Here is a 20490-nt window from a genome sequence, read left to right as displayed (position 1 = left end):
TTAAATGATGACATAATCTTCGCCCAAAACAGCTTGACTGACCTGTGGTTCCGGCTCTACTGGGTCGCTGTAATGAGTGTCAATGTGTCTGATGAAACTTTCCCGATAAGCTTTCAGATGCGAGTTAAGTGCTTCGATATCCTGCTGTCCTGTTGCGAAACTACGATCTCTTCTAAATTGACCCGATTCCTTAACAAAAGCCATGTCAACTTGCCACAAAGCTCTATCAGTCGGGCGATATGACAAATCAACAATATCGTAAGCTGCGAAGCCTTGCGACTTCATAAAACTCATTACATCATACATCTGACCGAATAAAGTAACTTCTACAATTACATATTCAGTCTGCTGCAAAATCTCAGTTGCTCCCGCTAAAACATCTACTTCTTGTCCGTCTACATCAACTTTAATTAAATACGGACCTGACAAGTTTCTTTCCATGCATATTCCATCGAGGGTAATTGCTGGTATGTTTCTCAAATAAGGATTGCTGCTGTCAGTAACACGATTTTTAGAAAGTGAAGAATGCAACATACCGGGACTGACGTTGAGGGTGAAAACTCCCGATTCTTTGGTCGCTGCTGCAATAATGTATTCTGCACTTTTGAGATGGCGGCAAATTTTGGCGAGGTAAGGTTCATTTTCGGCGATCGGCTCAATTAGCAAATGTCGCGCATCGGGGAAAGTTTCGTAAAGACTAAAACTTCCCAAGGCGGCACCGACATCAATCACAGTTCTTGGTTCAAAACCTAAGTTTTTAGCCAGCAGCAAGCTGCCTGACATCGAGTTTCTGGGAGTTCCTATTTGTTGGTTCACAAGTTTTTTCCTAATTTGTTGAAGCTAGATAAACGTCAAATGTGTGGGATTTGGTATTGGTTCCTCAATCTAAAATGTTCCACTATTCTATACATTTTTTTTAGTAATAGGCTTTTGGGTCTGTTCCACAAGAGACAATAGAATTGATTGGTAATGGAACAGGCCGAAAAGCTTCTGAGATTGTTGCTAGATGTGAGTCAACCCAACCTGCTACTATTTCGCCGACTTCTGCGCTTTGTTTTCCGGTTCGACAGATTGCAAGGCTTCGTCTAGAATTGCCCGCGCTTCTTCGGCTTTACTTCTAGCTTCTCGATAGCGGACGTTAGCTTGAGCAAAGTTTTTGAGAACCTTGAAACCATCTTTCAAACGACCAATTTCCTCGGCAGTCACAGCCTCATCTGTAAACAAAATGTCGATCGCCGCCCGGATTTTGAGTGCTTCTTCGCGGGATTCCATTACTTTCAATTTGAGACTTGCCAAATTGCTCAAAATCTGCACGGCTTCAGTAATCGCGTCCTCGCCTTCAGACGCAGCATCTTCGATATCCTTAACTTCAACAAACTGCTTGGGCCCAAATCCCTCTAGCAGTTCCGTAGCCAGCTTGCCCTCATCCATGAGCTCCATCAGCCGATCCATCGCTTCTTCGCGGGCTTTGGCTGAATCTTTCCCTTTGACAGTTAAAATAATGTCGGGGCTTTGAGGAAGTGTATAGCGAACCATATTTTGACAGCCTGTGCGCGAAAACAATTGAATGATATTTTATCTTTATTCGATCGCCAGTTGCAGCTATCAATCTGCTCCCTTACCAACTGCTTGCCAAAAGTTGACAGATATGCACTCACAAGGAACGCTCCACCATGAAAGATAAATTTCTTAACTTGCTTAATTTGCTTTTAGTAGCTGATGTGTTTTTCGTCTTTGCCAGTTTTGCGTGGTTTGCGATCGCAGTAGCGGGTCGATCGACGGGGGTGAATCTCGGTTTTGATTTGTGGTACAGTCTCTGGCAGCCCGTATTTAATCCCGCCCTCGGAATTCTCATGGGCGGTGCAATTCTCAGCGGTATCATCAACCAAGTTTCTAAACGCCTCAATCCGAAGTAAAATTGATGTTTTGTTGGAGACGGCGATCGGCGATGCTACGCAAGTTAGCGATCTTCCTTGTGGGATGCGTCAGAGATGAGGCACTCAATTAGGTCGATGGAGCTTGAAAATACCTAAGTAGTCAAAAACGAGTGAAACGCTCTCCAAAGGAGCGATATCTTATGAAAGAATCACAAAAGTTATGATAGCTTTACATTCTGTTACAGAGTAAAGTTTATTTTCGCCTACCTATTTACGTCGAAAATCAGGATTGGACGATCGGGATCTAAAAATATCAACTCATATTCGGAGCAACAAAAGTCGGGCATTAATTATGGGAGAACAAAAATGTATTGGTATCCTCACCAGCGGAGGTGACTGTGCAGGCTTAAACGCAGTTATTCGAGCCGTTGTCTACCGCGCAACGGGAACTTACAATTGGAAAGTGATGGGGATTCGTCAAGCCACCAACGGATTGATGAGCCGTCCCCCTGAAGCAATTCCGTTGGATATTGAGAAAGTAGACTCGTGGCTCACCATTGGCGGTACGATGCTAGGCACGACAAATAAGGGCGACCCTTTTGCTTTCGCGATGCCTGATGGGACTCTACGCGATCGTGCTGAGGACATTATCGAAGGCTATCATCAACTAGGTCTGGATGCCTTAATTGGCATTGGTGGCGACGGCAGTCTCGCCATTCTCAGGAAGATTGCTCAACAAGGTAATTTGAATTTAGTTGCTATTCCTAAAACTATTGATAATGATGTCGGAATTACCGAGCGTTCCATAGGTTTTGATACGGCTGTCAATATTGCCACTGAAGCACTCGACCGCTTGCATTTTACTGCGGCCAGTCACAGCCGCGTCATGATTGTTGAAGTCATGGGGCGCGACGCCGGACATATTGCGATCAGTGCCGGAATTTCTGGGGGAGCTGATATAATTCTGATTCCCGAAATCCCTTACAAAATTTCCCAAATCTGCGCCCAAATCCAAGAACGCCAAGACAGGGGAAAAAACTACTGTTTAATTATAGTAGCGGAGGCAGTTCGCACTGAACAAGGCGAGTTAGTAATGCACACAAATCGCTTAGGTCAAAGTCGATTAGGCGGAATTGGTCAGTATTTAGCTGATACAATTTCTGACTGCAGCGGTGCAGAAACTCGCGTCACGGTTTTGGGACACATTCAACGCGGAGGAACTCCTTCATCGCTAGAAAGATTAATTGCTTCTGCTTTTGGCATCGCAGCAGTTGATTTAATTGCCGAAGAGAAATACGACTGCATGGTATCTTGGCAAAAGCGGGAAGTTGTGAGCGTTCCTCTGGAAGATGCGATCGCCAAATACAGACCTGTAGAGTTCGATGGTACTCTGGTTAAAACTGCCCGCGGTTTAGGGATTTGTCTGGGAGACTAAACAATTACCCGTCCGATTTCTCAAAGATTTAGTCCGGGACGCACTCAGAACCAAGAAAGCGGGTTTTTCAACCGAGACTGAGGGTTTTAAGCCAGTGTATTGTCGTAAAAAAACCAAGGTGATGACTGTCTGTGCTTCCAGGGCTAAGATTAACCTGGAAGCAGTGACGTTTCAACTATTTAGTGTAACTTGCAATCAGTTCCGATCGAGTATCGACCCAGAGCGCGATCGCACTCGGAAGTACAAAATACCGCAACAAGTGGAAAGGTGAGAAATTGGCACCATTTACTGCACAAATTAGAGTGCGCCATTACGAAATGGACGCCCTCGGTCACGTCAATAATGCTGTCTACCAGCATTATTTAGAACACGCTGCGATCGAACATTTAGAACACTTGGGATTTAGTCTCGATCGCTACCGGGAATTGGGCGGCGTCTTCGTAATGCGGCGGATAGAGATTGACTATTTGCGATCGGCCGCCGCAGGCGATCGACTTGAAATATCCACTTGGATAGAACAAATGCGCGGTCCGCGCGCTGTCCGCCGCTACGAAATTCGCTTAGCTGGAAGTGACCAAATCTTGTTAAAAGCAGAGGCGCTTTGGGTTTGGGTTGAAGTTACCACGATGCGACCGCGAGCAATTCCCAAACAAATAATTGATATTTTTGAATTACAATCTCAAGCATTACCAACATAGAGAAAAAATCAACTATTATATTTGCAAAATCCTGTAAAAATCTATTGGTTTGTAGTGAGGACTTCAGTCCCCTATTCCCCGTTTGTAGAAGTGCAAAAAGTTGATTGTCGCCGGGGCCGCAAATCCCGATCGCAAAAAGTCGGATCGCCAGCCTGCCAGTTTGGATGCTACAGAGGTACGATGGAATATAGGGAGGGAGGCCAAGCCCGGTAAGGTTAAGCTTGGCGACAATACCCACAGGAAGGGAAAAATGACACTTAACTTGCGGCGACCGATTTTAATTGGCGGAATAGGACTTTCAGCGGCGCTGTGGCTGTTGGAAACTCTACAGCATTCGGGTTCAGAAATGGGCGAAACGGCACTCATCGGCTTGGCGGCCGCCGGTGCGGGGTATTGGTGGTGGAAACAACAGTCCCCCAAACTCGAACTCGAACTCCCGCAACCCCTAGCGAACAGGGAAGCAGCCGAAAAAGCGATCGCGGCTTCAGAAACCGCAATTAAATTGCTAGCCTCAGAAGCTCAAAACTCTGCCGGTCCTGCTAATCTAACAGCAAAGCTCGATCGGCTGAGAGCCGAATTAGACAGACAAGATTTACGGATTACGGTAACGGGCGGCAAAGCTGTCGGCAAAACTGCTTTAATTCAAGTTTTAAATTCTAATTGGGCATCTCAACACCCGCAAAAGCTTAGTTTACAAGAAACAGCACCGCTGTTTGCTAATACAAATGCCGATGCCAAAATCGACGGTGATTTAGTGCTGTTTGTGACAGCGGGCGACATCACAGATTCCGAATTTAAAACATTATCTCAGCTAGCGTCCGCCGGTCAGCGCGTGCTGCTAGTCTGGAACAAACAAGACCAACATTTGCCAGCACAGCAGTCGCAAATTTTGCACTCTTTGCAGCAAAGAATGCAAGGAATATTGGGGACAGAAGATATAATTGCGATCGCAGCTTCTCCCAATTCTATTAAAGTGCGCCAACACCAAGCGGACGGCACATTTCAAGAACGGATCGAAACTCAAGTCTCTCAACTTGAGCCGCTGACGAAAAGATTGACTACAATTTTAACCGCAGAACGGCAACAGTTGGTCTGGGCGAGTGCAGTGCGCGAGGCTGCAAGTATCAAGTTAGAGGCAAAAACCTTATTGAATGGAGTCAGGCGCGAGCGGGCAATTCCTATTATCGAACAATATCAGTACATCGCCGCCGCCGCCGTTTTTACTAATCCGGTTCCAGCTTTAGACTTGCTAGCAACAACCGCCATCAGCACCCAACTGGTAATCGATCTCGGCGCTATCTACCAGCAAAAGTTTTCCTTAGATCAAGCTAAGACAGTAGCGGCAACTTTGGCCAGTCAAATGTTTAAATTGGGATTAGTAGAACTGTCTACTCAAACTATTTCTGGACTGCTCAAAACCAATGCTGTCACCTACGTAGCAGGAGGCGCGGTGCAGGGAATTAGTGCAGCATATTTTACCAGAATTGCGGGACTGAGTTTAATTGAATATTTCCAAAGTCGAGAAGCGGAAAATGCTGGAACAGGCTTTTTAAATATCGACCAGTTGACTAAAACTTTGCAAGCAGTATTTATGCAAAATCAGCAAGTTTCCTTCTTGCAATCTTTCATCAACCAAGTGGCGAGTCGCCTTTCATCTCAGGTATCTGGGTCTGAAACCGTTAAGTCGGCGGTCAATTAACTAAAATAAAGGAACAGGCAAGATGCCTGTTCCACAAGACAGTTTTTTTGTTGTGGAACGGGCCGGAGAGCCCGTTCCCCTAACTAAAATAAAGGAACAGGCAAGATGCCTGTTCCACAAGACAGTTTTTCTGTTGTGGAACAGGCAAGATGCCTGTTCCCCGGCAGAGCCAGGCAACCAGTTAATATTTTCCTTCTTCCTTCTATTATACAATCAAAGACAGTTTGCACGATGATACAAACTCAACCAAAAATACTAACCTTTGAACAATTTATAGAAGACAAACCCGAGAACAAATCCTACGAACTTCACGACGGGGTAGCGGTTGAAAGGCAGCCAACAGGAGAACACTAAGATATCACAGCATACCTTGTTCAAGAATTTACGCTCCTCTACACCCAACTGCAACTTCCATACCGCATTCCCTCGAAAGCGCTAGTTAAGCCACCAGCTAAAGATACAGGATATATCCCTGATGTTTTGCTATTAAACCGTCAGGCTTTAGCATCTGAACCCTTATGGTTGAAGTCAGCAACAATCACCCAAGGAACATCTATCCCGCTACTTGTTGAAGTTGTCAGTACCAACTGGCGCGACGATTATCTCAAAAAGTTGGCAGATTACGAAATGATGGGAATTCTCGAATATTGGATTGCGGATTATGCTGGATTCGGCGGTATACGTCATATTGGCGACCCTAAACAACCCACGCTTTCGGTTTGTCAGCTTGTGGACGGAGAGTATAGGATTACACAGTTCAGAGGGAGCGATCGCATTATTTCCCCTACTTTTCCCAATATTGACCTGAACGTTGAGCAAATTTTCCGAGGCGGAGCCTAGTTTTAGGGAAAAGAACAGGCAAGATGCCTGTTCCACAAAAATTTTTTTGTTATTGTGGAACGGGCCGGAGAGCCCGTGTTAGGGAAAAGAACAGGCAAGATGCCTGTTCCACAAAAATTTTTTTGTTATTGTGGAACGGGCCGGAGAGCCCGTTCAATATTTTTTGGAAAACTCACAACTAAAAAGTTATAAATTTATAAAAATTTGTATTAAAATAAGAAATAGGATTTATAATTCGACGATCAATTATACCTGCTTAAAAAAGCCGATCGCCAATGGCTGACAATTCTATTCAAGAAAATCGCTTATCCCTTGCCCGCGCCAGTTTGCGCGAAGCCCTGGCGCGCTATTCCAACCTGCGCCAAGGCAAAAAAAACTCGAACAATACAGAATTAGAAGCGGCACTGCAATATCAGTTAGATATCTTAACTTCCACCTCAGAAAAACTAGAGCACAACGTCATTCGCATTGCTACTTTCGGCCTAGTCAGCCGCGGCAAATCAGCCGTCTTAAACGCGCTTTTAGGTCAAAAAATCCTGCAAACAGGCCCTCTCAACGGCGTGACTCAGTGGCCGCGTTCCGTGCGCTGGAGTGTGCCTTTATCCTTCCTTGAGAGCGATGAATCCCCCCAACCCCCCCTGGGCAAGAGGGGGCAAGGAGGGGTGCAAGTTGAATTGATCGATACTCCCGGACTTGATGAAGTTGGCGGCGAAGTGCGCGGCGAAATGGCGAAACAAGTAACTCGCCAAGCTGACTTAATTCTGTTTGTCGTTGCAGGGGATATCACCCGCACAGAATATCAAGCACTGTGCGAATTGCAAACAGCTCAAAAACCGCTGATTTTAGTTTTTAATAAAATAGATCTTTATCCAGAATTAGACAGAAAAGCTATTTACCAAAGTTTGCAAGCGCTGGGAAATTCAGAAGAGTTAGCAGCCGCGGCGGTAACAGATGAAACAGATCCCGAAAAATTGTCCGATCGCCCAAACAACTCCTCCCATAAATCTACTGCAAAATCACCCGCTAAAATTGCCAAATCTTTAGAAATAGTCATGGTAGCCGCCGAACCAGCGCCGGTGCAAGTGCGGGTGGAATGGCCAGACGGAAGAGTCAGTCACGAATGGGAGTCGCCGCCTGCGCAGATAGAGGAACTAAAACATAAAATTTTGACAATTCTTAACAGAGAAGGTCGATCGCTCCTCGCTCTGAATGCTTTAGTTGAAGCTAGAGATGCCGAAGCAAATATTGCCCGTCAAGTTCTCAAATTGCGGCAAACAGAAGCCGAAGATTTAATCTGGCAATTTGCGAAATATAAAGCTTTGGCTGTCGGTTTAAATCCGGTGGCTTTCTTGGATGTAATGGGAGCAACTGTGGCAGATTTAGCCTTAATTCGCTCTTTATCCAGACTTTACGGTTTACCCATGACTGGTTACGAAGCGGGGAAACTTTGGCAGACTATTTTCTCCAGCGCTGGCGGCGTACTTTTGGGAGAATTGGGTAGCAGTTTTCTGTTGGGATTTGGCAAAACTGCGGCGGCGGCAGCCCCGCACATCGGCTTTTCTACTTTTGCCGGAGTGGCTGTCACTCAAGCTAGTTTAGCAGCTTACGGTACCTACGCTGTCGGTCGCGCGGCCCAAGTTTATTTAGAAAAAGGCTGCACCTGGGGTCCCCTGGGACAAGATACGGTAATTCAAGAAATTCTCGCCACTATCGAGCGCAATACAATTATCGATCGCTTGCAGCAAGAGTTTAAAATATGACACAAACAACAGCCATTACTGAAATCATCCAAACTTTAGCAGATGTTGAATCTCGATTCAATATTACGCGAACTGAATCCGAGGGATTTTTCCCAGAATGGTATGCAGATTTACCCGAAATTACAGAAGTCGATAAAGCCGCCCTCAATTTAATTCGGCGGCGATATCTCTATCATTTAAATGATGGAAGCCTTACAGAAGGAACCGTTACGCTAATCATGGGTTCGCCTCTATTGGAACGAGCGGGTTTTTACGATCCACCTTTTAAAATGATGGCTGAAAAATCTGTACAAATTGTTTTAGATGACGAGGATGATGAAGTAGAAACTCTCAAGGGACGGATTGATGTTTTAGTGATGCAAAATCAGTTTTGGGTGACACTCTTAGAGTCGAAGCGCACTACCATTTCAGTAATGTCTGCACTTCCCCAAACACTAGCATACATGACCGCCAATCCCCGGAAGGATAGACCGAGTTTTGCTGCGATGACAAATGGCAGTGAAATTGTATTCGTCAAGCTAGACTTTCAGAATCCGCCTAAATATGACTTATCAAGAATATTTTCACCTGTTCCTCTAATGAACGAACTTTATACGGTTCTTCAAGTCTTGATAAAAATTGGTCAACTGATTGTTCAGCCCTAAAAATCGCAGTTGACTAGGGTGCGTCAATCGATTTTAGATTTGAGGTTTTAGATTTAGATTGAAGCATTGACCCCACGGAGAAATTCGGGGGCTTGTTTAAGCTGTCGCGCATTTAAATTGTATATTCAGGGCGGGCGGGACGCCCACCCCACAAGACTTTAATTTTTTTTGACCTACAATTTAAATGCCGCAACAGCTTATCGGATACAGGTTTTTTATTTCTGGACGGATGAATCCGGAAGCTTGTATCCTGGATGCTTTGGGTCAATCGATTTGAGATTTGAGATTTGAGATTAAAGAATTGAAGCATTGACCCCACGGAGAAACTCGGGGGGCAAGTTTCATCGGATACAGGTTTTTTATTTCTGGACGGATGAATCCGGGAGCTTGTATCCTGGATGCTTTCGGTCAGAAGAGCGTTATTTCTTAAGAATCGAAGAGCTAGGATGTATCGAAAATCGAAAATCGAAAATCGAAAATCGTATTACCGTCTCGCGATTCTGACGCCTTCCCTAAAATGAGCGATGGTCGCAATTACCGCTATAGAAAAGTAAAATATTCTAATCAGCCAAAAACAAACCCGCATTGACCAAGAAACAATAGTCGGAGCAATACCTGTTAGCTGTACAAATCTGGAATTAACTTTTTTTTCAAAGCTGTCGAGGTCTTTCATCTCAGATTGTTTCGTCGGAATAACCGGAAACTGACCAGTATATACGTAATAACCGAGAAAACCCGGCACTCCTACTTTTCTATTCAAAAATGAGTTAGTTAATGTTGCAGTTTCGGCGGGCAATAAGTTATCCGATTCCCCTACTTTTTCCAGCCAAGAATTATATCTGATAGCTGGGGTAATCATGAAAACTAAGGGAACTATAAGTATCAACAAAGCTGCACTAATTTTGCGACCGTATTTAGGGGGTAGAAGATTTGTTGCCACACCCACTCCCATACCGATAAAAGCAAATACCAATATATTTAACAGTTCAATAATTTCGATGCCTCTCAACAAATCGCCGATAATCAGAATTGTATATAATAATTTGTCTGCCAGTAGCAAAGCTGCCCACTTGATGACAATTGAAACGCCTACAATAGTAGCTACAATCGCCACATACCCGATGGCACCTAGAACGTACAGTAAAATCGAACCGGCTTGTTTTAATGATTGCATGGAATTATTCACTCTTGTGAAAGTTGAGGAGTCCGATTGACAAAACAACTTGAAATTTTAGATTGATCTGGAGTTCCAAATTAGACTTTTAAAATTGATTAGCTTGAGATCGGGAAATTAATCTAAAATCTAAAATCTAAAATCTACACTCGATCGACAAGTTCCCGCGCGGCCGCTTTGGTGACTTCTGCGATCCTTTCCTTCACAGCGCTCTCTTCGATCGCCCTGGGCTCTGGCTCCTGTTCGCGATCGATCCCCAACCATAAAAGATACTCGATATTACCGGCCGGGCCAAGTAAAGGCGACCACGTTAAGCCGCGTTGCTGCCATCCTAAAGCTGTGGCTGCCTTCTGGACTTGAAAAATCGCATCAGCTTGAGTTGCTGAGTCTCGCACTACGCCTTTTTTCCCGACTCTCTCCCGCCCTACCTCAAACTGCGGCTTTACCAGCAACACCGCTTCTTTTGGTGGTGCCAACAATTCCCACAGCGCCGGTAAAATCTTATCCAGGGAAATAAACGACACATCTACTACCGCCAAATCTGCATAAGCCCCTATTGGCAAAGAATCTTGCTGCCCCCCTTGACCAGGGGGGGCTGGGGGGGGTGAATTGCCGTAAAGCTCAGTAGCAGTCATATACCGCAAATTGGTGCGTTCTTTCAAAATTACCCTCGGATCGTTACGCAAGCGCCAATCTGCTTGACCGTAGCCAACATCTACGCCGTAGACTAGGGCGGCGCCGGCTTGCAGCAAACAGTCGGTAAAACCGCCTGTGGAAATGCCGCCGTCGAGACAAATTCTGCCTGCAACGGGAATCGCAAAAACTTCTAAAGCTTTGGCTAATTTGTCGCCGCCTCTAGAAACATAGCGCGATCGCTCTTTAATCTGAATTTTTGCTGAAATGTCAACCTCAGTGCCCGGTTTGTCAACTATCTGTTGGTTGATGGAGACTTTCCCAGTCCGAATCAAGGCCTGAGCTTGCTGTCTGGAACTGCACAAATCTAGGCTGACCAATAAAGTGTCTAGTCGCTGTTTAGCCAAAGTTTTTAATCTGTACTGATAGGATTAATGACAGTACCAGATTAGCACTTAGGGACCTGTCCGAGGGCAGATTGTTGGCGATTATTGTGGTTTTTCGATCGTCGCGCGGCGATCGCCCCCAACTCAGATTATGTGACTGAGATCGCTCTGAGTGTCTAGTTGGATCACAGATAAACATTCATAGAATCACACACAAATTTTGGCGGCTAGCGGATGATTTAAGTGCAGCTAAAAGGGCTACAAATACCATCAGGGCGATCGACCATGAAAACCATTAACTTTCCAATCAGGAATCCCGCCAATTATCAAGAAAATCCCCTAGCCTTCCTCAGCGGTGACATCATCCACATTCTTTACCCCAACGGCGAAGTAGAAGCAACAACCGCCGAACGAGTCGATCGGCGCCAAACCAAAAGTTCCCTCGACAAATGCCTCGTGTGGGGATGTGTTGACGATTTTTAAGATTTGTTACAAAAAAGAATGTAACTGTAGGGAAACTCCAAACCCTTAATTCATCAGTCATTCCCAATTGTTCAAATCTTTAATCTAAAATTTTTAATCTAACATCTTTAAAATCTAAAATCTTTAATAGTCCCGGGCGCCACTGGCACACTCTAATCGACTTGTAGGGTGCGTCATACCTTGATTCTGAACGGGTTCTCAAGGGTTTCGGATAGTAGAACACCTTACTAATTGTGACACTTGCCTCTAGGACTATTTAATCTAAAATTGTATAACCCTTGACACTCCTTGGCCTGAAGGCATGAGGATGCTTAAGACATTTCGGTCTTAATATCTCTATTGCTAGAGTTCCCTTGCCTGAGTGCGTTTGCTTTTTGAGCGCGGTAATATCTTTTGGGCGTTTAGGTGCATTGCACTCCCGTAACGGCAGAGTCCCCAGGTACCAATTCCCAAGCTCTATTTCTAATCGTTTTTGGGATTGACTTTAATTACGATTTTTCCCGGCTGTGCAGCCTGATACTCAATTTTTAAAATCCACATTTATTGTAGAATCTGTTTACTCCCAACTCAAGCAATGTTTTACATTAAGTAGAAGAGTATGAAAATACACAAGCAGTCAAAAGCGAGCTCAACGAAGTGAAGCGAAGCAATCGAGCGGGGTTACGCTCGCTTTACATTCTGTTACATGAAGTGGTGTATTTGCGCCTACCTACTTATATCAATTCAGGTAACACCGGAATGATGGGGAGTCGGGAGTCGTCCGTTGGGGAATGTGGAATTATTGACCGGAATGATGGGGAGTCGGGAGTCGGGAGTCGTCCGTTGGGGAATGTGGAATTATTGACCGGAATGATGGGGAGTCGGGAGTCGGGAGTGGTCCGTTGGGGAATGTGGAATTATTGACCGGAATGATGGGGAGTCGGGAGTCGGGAGTCGTCCGTTGGAGAATGTAAAATTATTGACATTGACTTTATTATTCCCATCCAACCGGAAACGATATTACTTAACTATGGAAAAGCCGTCAAGCTGATGACGGGGTCTTCCACCCAAAATTCTGATAAAAAAAGATCGCTTGGAGGCTGTGATGCCAAAAAAAGCGATCGATCCAACTGCTGCTAACTGCCAGCCACAAGTCCAATTTTCTGCTAAAAGAAGTAGCAAATAGACTTAAATATCTTGTTCGCTCAATTCGCGAATCATGTAATCAAAAGGCTGCTCCAAAAAAGACCCCACAGACAAGCCAGCAGCTTCCACCTGAGCCTTAACCATCTCCTTCATAATGCTAATCCCCATCACCGTCGGGCCAATGGGAACGCCCAGAGAATTGTAAGTTTCCCGCAAACCTTGCAGCACGCGCTCGTCGAGTACGTCGGTACTTCCAGCCACCAAGGCGTAAGTAGCATAGCGCAAATAGTAGTCCATATCCCGCAGACAAGCCGCGTAGCGGCGAGTCGTGTAGGCATTTCCGCCCGGACGGATCAATTCCGGCTGTTCGGCAAATAGCTGAATACCAGCTTGCTTGACAATTGTCGCAGCATTGCTGTTAATCGCCGCCGCAGCCTGTACCCGTGCCGTGCCTGTTGCAAAATAAGATTTCAACCGATCGATACCATCCCGGTCTAAATACCTACCAGCAACATCATAATTTTCAATCAGGCTCGTCACTGCATCGCGCATAAGTTTCTCTCCCAAAAATCTTTATCAATACTTTGCTATCTGAGACAGACAGCCTATTGTAGACTACTACAAATCGGCGTTTGATTAAGATTTGAGATGGGATTTTCAGGGAGGGTAGTCAATCCCCGGCAAACGGTCCTAAAATTGGGCCGTTTGCCTTGTATATTCAGCCGAAAAATCGACAGGGCAAGAATCGCGAACTGCCCGGCCCCACTGGGCCCCAATTTCTAAATTTTGTAGCCCTAGATACAAAATATTGGGTACTGAAGGCCTACGATCGCCCAAACAGTATGAAATCGGCCGATCGCCAAGACACAACCAATATCAGGAGTTAAGTCATGTTCCAGACGCCGCAAGAAGCCTTAAACTACATAAAAGAAAATCAAATCCAGATCGTTGACCTAAAGTTCATCGATATGCCGGGGATCTGGCAACACCTTTCCCTGTACCACGACCAAATCGACGAAACCGCATTCACAGACGGCGTACCCTTTGACGGTTCCAGCATTCGGGGCTGGAAAGCCATCAACGAATCAGACATGACGATGGTCATCGATCCGACCACGGCTTGGATGGACCCGTTCATGGCAGAACCGACCATCAGCTTCATTTGCAGCATCAAAGAACCCCGCACGGGGGAACCGTACAGTCGCTGTCCCCGCACCATTGCCCAAAAAGCCATAGACTACTTGCTTTCGACCGGCCTCGGCGATACAGCATTCTTTGGCCCGGAAGCAGAATTCTTCATTTTTGACGACGTTCGCTTCGACCAAACCCAAAATTCCGGCTACTATTACGTAGATTCGATCGAAGGTCGCTGGAATTCCGGCAAAGAAGAAGCAGGCGGCAACCTCGGCTACAAACCGCGTTACAAAGAAGGTTATTTCCCAGTAGCACCAACCGATACCTCTCAAGACATGAGAACGGAAATGCTGCTGACAATGGCAAAATGCGGCGTACCCATCGAAAAGCACCACCACGAAGTCGCCACCGGCGGTCAATGCGAACTCGGTTTCCGATTTGCCACTTTAGTACAAGCCGCCGACTACTTGCTGACTTACAAATACGTAATCAAAAACGTCGGCAAAAAATACGGCAAAAGCATCACCTTCATGCCCAAGCCGCTGTTTAACGACAACGGTTCCGGGATGCACGTTCACCAGTCGATTTGGAAAGACGGCCAACCTCTATTTGCAGGCGATAAATATGCAGGTTTCAGTCAAATGGGACTGCATTACATCGGCGGCATTCTCAAGCACGCACCGGCACTTTTGGCAATCACCAACCCCACGACCAATTCCTACAAGCGTTTGGTTCCGGGCTTTGAAGCGCCTGTAAACTTAGCTTACTCTCAAGGGAATCGATCGGCATCAGTGCGGATTCCGTTGTCGGGAACCAACCCTAAAGCCAAGCGATTAGAATTCCGCTGTCCCGATGCCACATCCAACCCCTATTTAGCATTTGCAGCCATGCTGTGCGCCGGCATTGACGGCATCAAGAATCAAATCGATCCGGGCGAACCTTTGGACGTGGATATCTACGACCTTTCCCCTGAAGAATTGAGCAAAATTCCTTCAACTCCCGGTTCCTTGGAAGGCGCTTTAGAAGCTTTAGAAAAAGACCACGGTTTCTTAACTGAAAGCGGCGTATTTACCCAAGACTTCATCGAAACCTGGATTTCCTACAAACTCGACAATGAAGTCAACCCGATGCGGCTGCGTCCTCACCCCTACGAGTTTGCTCTCTACTACGACTGTTAAAAAATTAAGAATTAAAAATTTAAAGTTAAAAATGGTATAATCACCCTTTTTAACTTGTGATTTTTAATTGATAAGAACGCCGCCCTTAAAAGCGGCGTTTTTTTGGAGTTTAGGACTTCTGGATCGGCGCCCAGACTCTCCCGTTACCCGACACTATCTTGGCCACGCTGTTAGTAAGCTGTTGTGCATTTAAATTGTATATTTCGAGTCCCGATCAAAAATCGTCAAATCCTCTCCCCCGATCCCCATCGGACCCTCTCCCTCTCTAATACCATAGGCAATCTAGATGCAACACAGCTTAGTAGCACCCGCTGTAGCCTCAGAGACATCCTCTACAGCCCATTTATTTGCTTTCTCATCAACAATCAACAAATCGTCAGCGGTAGTGTCTTCCTGAACCCGATATATCTTATTCAGAATGAAACGCCGCCGCGCCTCAGCTTTTGGTATGCCAACCACATCATCTCGATCGACTCAGATGGCACTGCCTTCTTTTAATGTACCTTTCGAGTTGCTTAAATTGCGATCGTCCCTTTGAGCAACCCGCACGCGGTGAAGCTGTAAACAAGGCTGAGTCTCAGAGATATTCCACACAGTAGCTAGCGCCCCACTTTTTCCCAAACCGAGAACCGCTGCACTCACAGTCAAACTGAGCAAAAAATTGACATAATTCACCGTATTTATACTCCTTTTTTTGTGAAATTATGCACTCATTCTAAATTAGCAATTAGCAATTACTCATGACCAAACGATGTCCGATATTTTTGTGATGATCCGCAATCAGAGTAAGGTCGCCATGACTTCAGTTGACGGCATTGCGTTTGCCACTTTACTAACTCAAGAAGGACGATTGCTGGCCGAGGAGACAGTTGACCTGTTTGAGGCAGATGTGAACTTTGATAATCTAAAGAAAGGAAAATATACTGTAGTTGTCACGCACGAAGGAGTTGAACCGCGATCGGCAACCTGTAGTGTTACAATCACCGATGAATATCAAGTAATTATGCTGACATTTGTTTACCTGGAGCTAGAACGGGTACTGCTGGACATTCAAACTTCAACTGAAGAGAGACTATAACTATGATATAGCCTTTCGAGCGTAACATGTTCCGACGTGCATAGGGCATAGGCCTCCGTGGGCATAGGGCATAGGCCTCCGTGGGCATAGGGCATAGGGCATACCTCACAACGCGATCGAACCGCTATAGTTAAACTTAATCCGCCAAATTCAATTAAAATTTTCCTCTATCGAGTACATTTTTTAGCACAAGATTTATGGAGGCAAAAAAAATCCTATTTGTCCGATGAATCTGGCTTTACAGTTTTATTCGTGAGCCTCGCAGCATTGCTGTGTATGGGCTTCATATCTTTTGTCTGGAGAGTGATGTAGGTTTTTTTTGTGAATTTTCCTGAGTCTTGGAAGTTGCCTATTGATAACTTGCTGTGTACGGGTTTTTATCAGCTCGTGGTGCATCCCCACAGAGTGGGGAAATTAGTTGAATCAAAACCTGGCTGAATGGATGTTTCCCTTCAATTAGTTTCCCCAGATTCCCACAGAGGGGGGAATTTAGTTGCCGGAAAACTACTGTAGATTATTGACCGCTAAATTCGGCTTTTATTTCTGACAAGAAGTCTCGGTCAAATGCTGATTGCTCAAGCTTCATTTTGCCCTGACCCTAATGGGATACAAATGATAGTCGTAGCGATTTTAATTGGATTACTTATCGCAGTTACTGGCGGGATGATTGTGGCAATTTATTTAATAGCATCAACCATGTTAGCAGGGTTGTCATGGGTAGGATTGATAACAGGGGGAATTTTTAGTTTTCTTCAGCTACCACTAGATTTTCATACTGTGGGATTTTTTGGGGTAATTATGTTGTTTGTAGTAGGGGGGATCGAGTGGATGTTAGGATGTGGTTAATAAAAATTAACCTCGATCGCAAAAAAAAACCGCTTTCTGACCACCCGTGCGTCCACGACTAAATTTGCCCCACGGCTGAATTCTCCGATACAAAAAACTTCTGCCTTGCGAGTGAATTAGGAAGCCGAAAAACTGCGTTACACTTATACAAGTATCTTTATAAAACAACATAAAAGCATGACTGTTGCCTATCCCCGCAAGCTGCGCAACGCAATGGGAGCGCGCGAAATTTTAGCTCAAGTGGTGCGCGATCGCGAAATTCACTTGATCACCCTCAACCGCTACCGCTACAGCGAACAGCGCAGTTGCAAAGACCTCACCGACGTGATCGAAAAGCTAGACGGCGAACCGCCCGAACTCGTGCGCGACCTCTCCCGGCACATTTCCGACGAAGCGCGACACGCTATGTGGCTCACCGACTTGCTGGTAGACCTCGGCCAAAATGTGGGAACGCCGCCGGGAGTCTCCTACATTGACGAATTTGACCGCCTGCTCGACAAAGAGCAATACGACCCGAAACGCAACCTCGATGACGGTATAATTGCAGCCTTAGTGGCAATCAATGTCACCGAAAAGCGGGGCTGCGAATACTTCTCAGCGCACATCCACGCCCTCAAACAGGCTCCCCAAACCGCAGAAAACGTCAAAATCCGCGAAACAATCGAAAAGATTTTTCCAGAAGAAGCTGGTCACGTCCGCTGGGGCAACCGCTGGGTGGCCCAAATCGCCAACAAAAGCCCGGAACACCGCCAGAAGGTGGAACAGGCAAAGCGCAAGTATGTGGCGATCGAACAAGCAGCATTTGAATCGGGAATGGATATCATGCTGGGGGCAGAACTCCGCCGCGTCACCCGCCTCGTGGATATTGCCAACACCATGCCGATGTGGGAACGCCCGCAATACCTGATGGAACGCTTGCCCATGACCCTGCTGGCCCCGGATCTGCAAATGACCAGAGTCGATGTAGCTCAGCGGGCCTGGAACCGCGACCCGCAGGCATTTGTGGAGAAATTGGTGCCGATGTTCCTCAACGGCTTGAATACCATTGAGAAGAAGCCGGCGACTAAGCCCAAGGCTTAAACAGAAGCGAGGCTCGGACTCTGGAGATGGGTTCCCAGGCTCGGACTGGAAGTAAGCTCTGGCGCATTTAATTTGTCAGCTACTGTTTCTTAAACTCTTGTGGCGCGGGCAGGAGAAGCCGCGATCGAGCTTCAATTTAAATGCCAAATATCTTAACGAGTAGAAGACTTAATGGTATTCTACTCGTTACCAGGCTCTAGCCTGGGCAGCTCCGGAGGAAGAGCCTCCCCTGTTGCCTGGGAAACAAGCGACAAGCGAGACAGAGCCTCGGGACATGGGTTCTCAGGCTGGGACTGGTAACGCAGATCCAATGGCTCTGCCTCCGGTGTTCTACTCGTTCTCAGCGAACTTACTCACGAGGTATCCGAAACAGGGTTTTTTGCCTGGGAGGCGCTTTTTCACGATCGGTTTTTGCCAAGAAACCCGGTTTATGAAGGTTTTTGTGGGTCCAGGACTATTTTTGTAAGTCCTAAATAGGAAGTAAACTGATTATTGGAATAGTTTTCCGTCTAAATACAATCATGACTACCAGCGAGCCGAACATACAAACAGCTTCCGCAGAAAGCCAATCGAGTGAAAGCGCGATCGCCTCCGAGCAGGTCGAAAAAGCCACAGCCGTCACCTATGCAGAAGAAATTGAAACTGTCATCGCCAGCATGGCTGTAGACCAAAAAGTGATGGTCGGTCAAAATGAAGCTGGGGGACATCTTTGGAAGTTTAAGTACGGCAGTGTTGAAGTGTTCGTGCAACTCACCGGCGAAACCGAAGAAGATACTTTGACTGTTTGGGCTTTTGTACTGCAGTTGCCCGCGAAGAATGAAGCTCAATTAATGCGGAAAATCCTAGAAATGAATTGGCTGTCTACTTTGGAATCTCATTTTGCCATTGTTGACAATCAAGTTGCGGTAATATCGACTCGGACGATCGCCGAAATCTCGGCCGGGGAAATTTCTCGGGTTATTACTATTGTCGCCACGATCGCCGATGACAACGACGACCTGCTGCAAGCAGAATTCGGTCAGTAGTCATTAGGGTGCGCGACTTTTGAGCGCTCCCCACTCCGCTAAATTATTGGCTGTCGCGCACCTGACATTTAAGTAGCGTGCGCGACTTTTGCATCTATTTAGGGCTTGCTGAAAAAGCCTAAAACCTTTACAGAGAAAGACTTTGACTGGTTTGAACCCTCCGCGTGTGCAAGCTTATGAGCTAAAATCTGTCCAAAGCCTAGTACAACATCACTTTCGTAATGTACCGAAAAGTTGACCCAACCCCAAACCCGCCATCCAACTTTGACTTGCCTTTTGAGGGGCAATTGTTAGAAGATAATCGTTGGGTAATCATGGCGAAACTAATTCCGTGGTCAGCATTTGAAGCAGAATATGCTCAAAACTTTTCCGTAGATATGGGAGCTCCAGCGAAATCTTTTCGGATGGCATTGGGAGGATTAATTATTAAAGAAAGGTTAGGAACCAGCTCCGAGTGAAACAATAGAACAAATCCGAGAAAACCCATACTTACAATACTTTATAGGCATGACCAGCTATAGCAGTCAAGCACCATTCGACTCATCAATGTTGGTTCATTTTCGACAGAGAATAGGTGTCAACCTAGTCAATAAAATCAATGAAAAAATGGTCAAAGAGCAGACCGAAGCACCAGGCAAAGTAGTCGATAAAAAGTCATCCGCAGCGAGCCGAAAAATCAAGGAAAATTAATATTAGACGCAACCTGCGCGCCAGCCGACATTAAATATCCTCACGACTTAGGAATATTGAATCAAGCCAGGGAACAAACCGAAACAATCATAGATGCTTTGCACACTCAAATTCAGTCACCACTAAAAAAAAACCAAGAACTTATCGAAACCTAGCTAGAAAAGAATACTTGACAGTAGCAAAGAAACGAAGACCCTCACAAAAAAAACTCAGAAAAGCGATTAAGAAACAACTTCAATATATTAAAAGAAATTTAGCTCATATCGCGGTCATGGGTGAGCTAACGTGGCTGACCAAATATTATTATAAAATGCTATTAGTAGTCACAGAAGTCTACCGTCAACAGTTATGGATGTATGAAAATAAAACACATAGTATTGAGGACAGAATAGTAAGTTTAACACAACCAAACATCCGCCCCATCGTCAGAGGGAAAGCCGGGAAATCCGTTGAGTTTGGGGCAAAGCTGTCAGCCAGTTGTCGTAACGGATACGTGTTTTTAGACCGAATTAGTTGGGATAATTTTAACGAATCTGTAGACTTAAAAAAACAAGTAGAAGAATTTAAACGGTTCACGGGATTCTATCCCGAATCAATTCATGTAGATCGAATTTATCGAACTCGCGAGAATCGAGCTTGGTGCAAAGAAAGAGGAATTAGAATGAGTGGTCCCCCTTTAGGAAGGCCCTCGACAAATATTAGTAA

The 20490-nt window shown here is 45.6% G+C and carries 21 protein-coding genes and 2 pseudogenes; 16 read left to right on the top strand and 7 right to left on the bottom strand.

Features of this window, described 5'->3' with window-relative positions; genetic code table 11:
• Together QUB61_RS25865 and QUB61_RS25860 are read right to left on the bottom strand one after the other, a co-directional pair.
• Positions 1–816: an FkbM family methyltransferase gene (locus tag QUB61_RS25865; RefSeq protein WP_333133099.1), complete on the bottom strand. Its 816-nt coding sequence runs from the start codon at positions 814–816 to the stop codon at positions 1–3.
• A 213-nt stretch (positions 817–1029) separates the two neighbouring features.
• Positions 1030–1536 carry a hypothetical protein gene (locus QUB61_RS25860; protein ID WP_333133100.1) on the bottom strand — a complete coding sequence of 169 codons (507 nt, stop codon included), beginning with the start codon at positions 1534–1536 and terminating at the stop codon, positions 1030–1032.
• 137 nt (positions 1537–1673) lie between these two features.
• Here QUB61_RS25860 and QUB61_RS25855 point away from each other — a divergent pair, with 137 nt between their 5' ends.
• The 8 genes and pseudogenes from QUB61_RS25855 (at position 1674) to QUB61_RS25815 (ending at position 8953) form a co-directional block, all read left to right on the top strand.
• Positions 1674–1916, top strand: a complete 243-nt coding sequence (locus tag QUB61_RS25855; protein WP_333104823.1) for a hypothetical protein — start codon at positions 1674–1676, stop codon at positions 1914–1916.
• A 313-nt stretch (positions 1917–2229) separates the two neighbouring features.
• Positions 2230–3312 carry an ATP-dependent 6-phosphofructokinase gene (locus QUB61_RS25850; protein ID WP_333133101.1) on the top strand — a complete coding sequence of 361 codons (1083 nt, stop codon included), beginning with the start codon at positions 2230–2232 and terminating at the stop codon, positions 3310–3312.
• A 94-nt stretch (positions 3313–3406) separates the two neighbouring features.
• Positions 3407–3583: a hypothetical protein gene (locus QUB61_RS25845; RefSeq protein ID WP_333133102.1), complete on the top strand. Its 177-nt coding sequence runs from the start codon at positions 3407–3409 to the stop codon at positions 3581–3583.
• Between the two features lie 4 nt (positions 3584–3587).
• Complete coding sequence (locus QUB61_RS25840; RefSeq protein ID WP_333133103.1) at positions 3588–4010, top strand: thioesterase family protein; 423 nt, start codon at positions 3588–3590, stop codon at positions 4008–4010.
• 250 nt (positions 4011–4260) lie between these two features.
• Entirely contained in the window at positions 4261–5709 is a 1449-nt protein-coding gene (locus tag QUB61_RS25835; protein ID WP_333133125.1) for a slr1306 family protein, read from the top strand.
• Between the two features lie 231 nt (positions 5710–5940).
• Positions 5941–6549 (top strand): annotated as a pseudogene (locus QUB61_RS25825) (Uma2 family endonuclease).
• A 275-nt stretch (positions 6550–6824) separates the two neighbouring features.
• Positions 6825–8309 (top strand): GTP-binding protein, encoded by a 1485-nt coding sequence (locus QUB61_RS25820; RefSeq protein ID WP_333133106.1) that lies wholly within the window; start codon positions 6825–6827, stop codon positions 8307–8309.
• Positions 8306–8953 carry a type I restriction endonuclease subunit R gene (locus tag QUB61_RS25815; RefSeq protein WP_333133107.1) on the top strand — a complete coding sequence of 216 codons (648 nt, stop codon included), beginning with the start codon at positions 8306–8308 and terminating at the stop codon, positions 8951–8953. Before QUB61_RS25820 ends, QUB61_RS25815 begins: the two co-directional genes overlap by 4 nt.
• Positions 8954–9437: 484 nt before the next feature.
• Here the strand turns inward: QUB61_RS25815 and QUB61_RS25810 are convergent, their stop codons facing one another.
• Together QUB61_RS25810 and QUB61_RS25805 are read right to left on the bottom strand one after the other, a co-directional pair.
• On the bottom strand, positions 9438–10127 hold the full coding sequence (locus tag QUB61_RS25810) for a hypothetical protein (protein WP_333133108.1): 690 nt from the start codon (positions 10125–10127) through the stop codon (positions 9438–9440).
• A gap of 143 nt (positions 10128–10270) precedes the next feature.
• A complete protein-coding gene (locus QUB61_RS25805; protein WP_333133109.1) occupies positions 10271–11167 on the bottom strand; it encodes a TlyA family RNA methyltransferase in 897 nt (298 codons plus the stop codon).
• 264 nt (positions 11168–11431) lie between these two features.
• Between QUB61_RS25805 and QUB61_RS25800 the strand changes: the two genes are divergently transcribed.
• Positions 11432–11629 (top strand): hypothetical protein, encoded by a 198-nt coding sequence (locus QUB61_RS25800; protein ID WP_333133110.1) that lies wholly within the window; start codon positions 11432–11434, stop codon positions 11627–11629.
• A 636-nt stretch (positions 11630–12265) separates the two neighbouring features.
• Positions 12266–12532 carry a hypothetical protein gene (locus QUB61_RS25795; RefSeq protein ID WP_333133111.1) on the top strand — a complete coding sequence of 89 codons (267 nt, stop codon included), beginning with the start codon at positions 12266–12268 and terminating at the stop codon, positions 12530–12532.
• A 264-nt stretch (positions 12533–12796) separates the two neighbouring features.
• Here QUB61_RS25795 and apcB read toward each other — a convergent pair whose 3' ends face one another.
• Positions 12797–13306, bottom strand: a complete 510-nt coding sequence (apcB, locus tag QUB61_RS25790) for an allophycocyanin subunit beta (RefSeq protein WP_333133112.1) — start codon at positions 13304–13306, stop codon at positions 12797–12799.
• A gap of 338 nt (positions 13307–13644) precedes the next feature.
• Between apcB and glnA the strand changes: the two genes are divergently transcribed.
• A complete protein-coding gene (gene glnA, locus QUB61_RS25785) occupies positions 13645–15066 on the top strand; it encodes a type I glutamate--ammonia ligase (protein ID WP_333133113.1) in 1422 nt (473 codons plus the stop codon).
• A 282-nt stretch (positions 15067–15348) separates the two neighbouring features.
• Here the strand turns inward: glnA and QUB61_RS25780 are convergent, their stop codons facing one another.
• Complete coding sequence (locus QUB61_RS25780; protein ID WP_333133115.1) at positions 15349–15525, bottom strand: hypothetical protein; 177 nt, start codon at positions 15523–15525, stop codon at positions 15349–15351.
• A 15-nt stretch (positions 15526–15540) separates the two neighbouring features.
• A complete protein-coding gene (locus QUB61_RS25775) occupies positions 15541–15741 on the bottom strand; it encodes a hypothetical protein (RefSeq protein ID WP_333133117.1) in 201 nt (66 codons plus the stop codon).
• Between the two features lie 76 nt (positions 15742–15817).
• On the opposite strand from QUB61_RS25775, the gene QUB61_RS25770 reads away from it, so the two are divergent.
• The 5 genes and pseudogenes from QUB61_RS25770 to QUB61_RS25750 form a co-directional block, all read left to right on the top strand.
• Entirely contained in the window at positions 15818–16144 is a 327-nt protein-coding gene (locus QUB61_RS25770) for a hypothetical protein (RefSeq protein WP_333190175.1), read from the top strand.
• A gap of 564 nt (positions 16145–16708) precedes the next feature.
• Positions 16709–16990, top strand: coding sequence for a hypothetical protein (locus QUB61_RS25765; RefSeq protein WP_333133120.1), 282 nt, complete (start codon positions 16709–16711; stop codon positions 16988–16990).
• Positions 16991–17167: 177 nt separating this feature from the next.
• Positions 17168–18070 (top strand): ferritin-like domain-containing protein, encoded by a 903-nt coding sequence (locus QUB61_RS25760; protein ID WP_333133122.1) that lies wholly within the window; start codon positions 17168–17170, stop codon positions 18068–18070.
• A 521-nt stretch (positions 18071–18591) separates the two neighbouring features.
• Positions 18592–19095 carry a YbjN domain-containing protein gene (locus tag QUB61_RS25755; RefSeq protein ID WP_333133124.1) on the top strand — a complete coding sequence of 168 codons (504 nt, stop codon included), beginning with the start codon at positions 18592–18594 and terminating at the stop codon, positions 19093–19095.
• A 221-nt stretch (positions 19096–19316) separates the two neighbouring features.
• A pseudogene (locus QUB61_RS25750) lies at positions 19317–20490 on the top strand (transposase); the annotation flags it as partial.

This window comes from Microcoleus sp. C2D2, from assembly GCF_036702495.1.
Classification (GTDB): Bacteria; Cyanobacteriota; Cyanobacteriia; order Cyanobacteriales; family Microcoleaceae; genus Microcoleus.
Note: the sequence above shows the minus strand (reverse complement) of the source record. Positions and strands in the feature narration are given on the sequence as shown.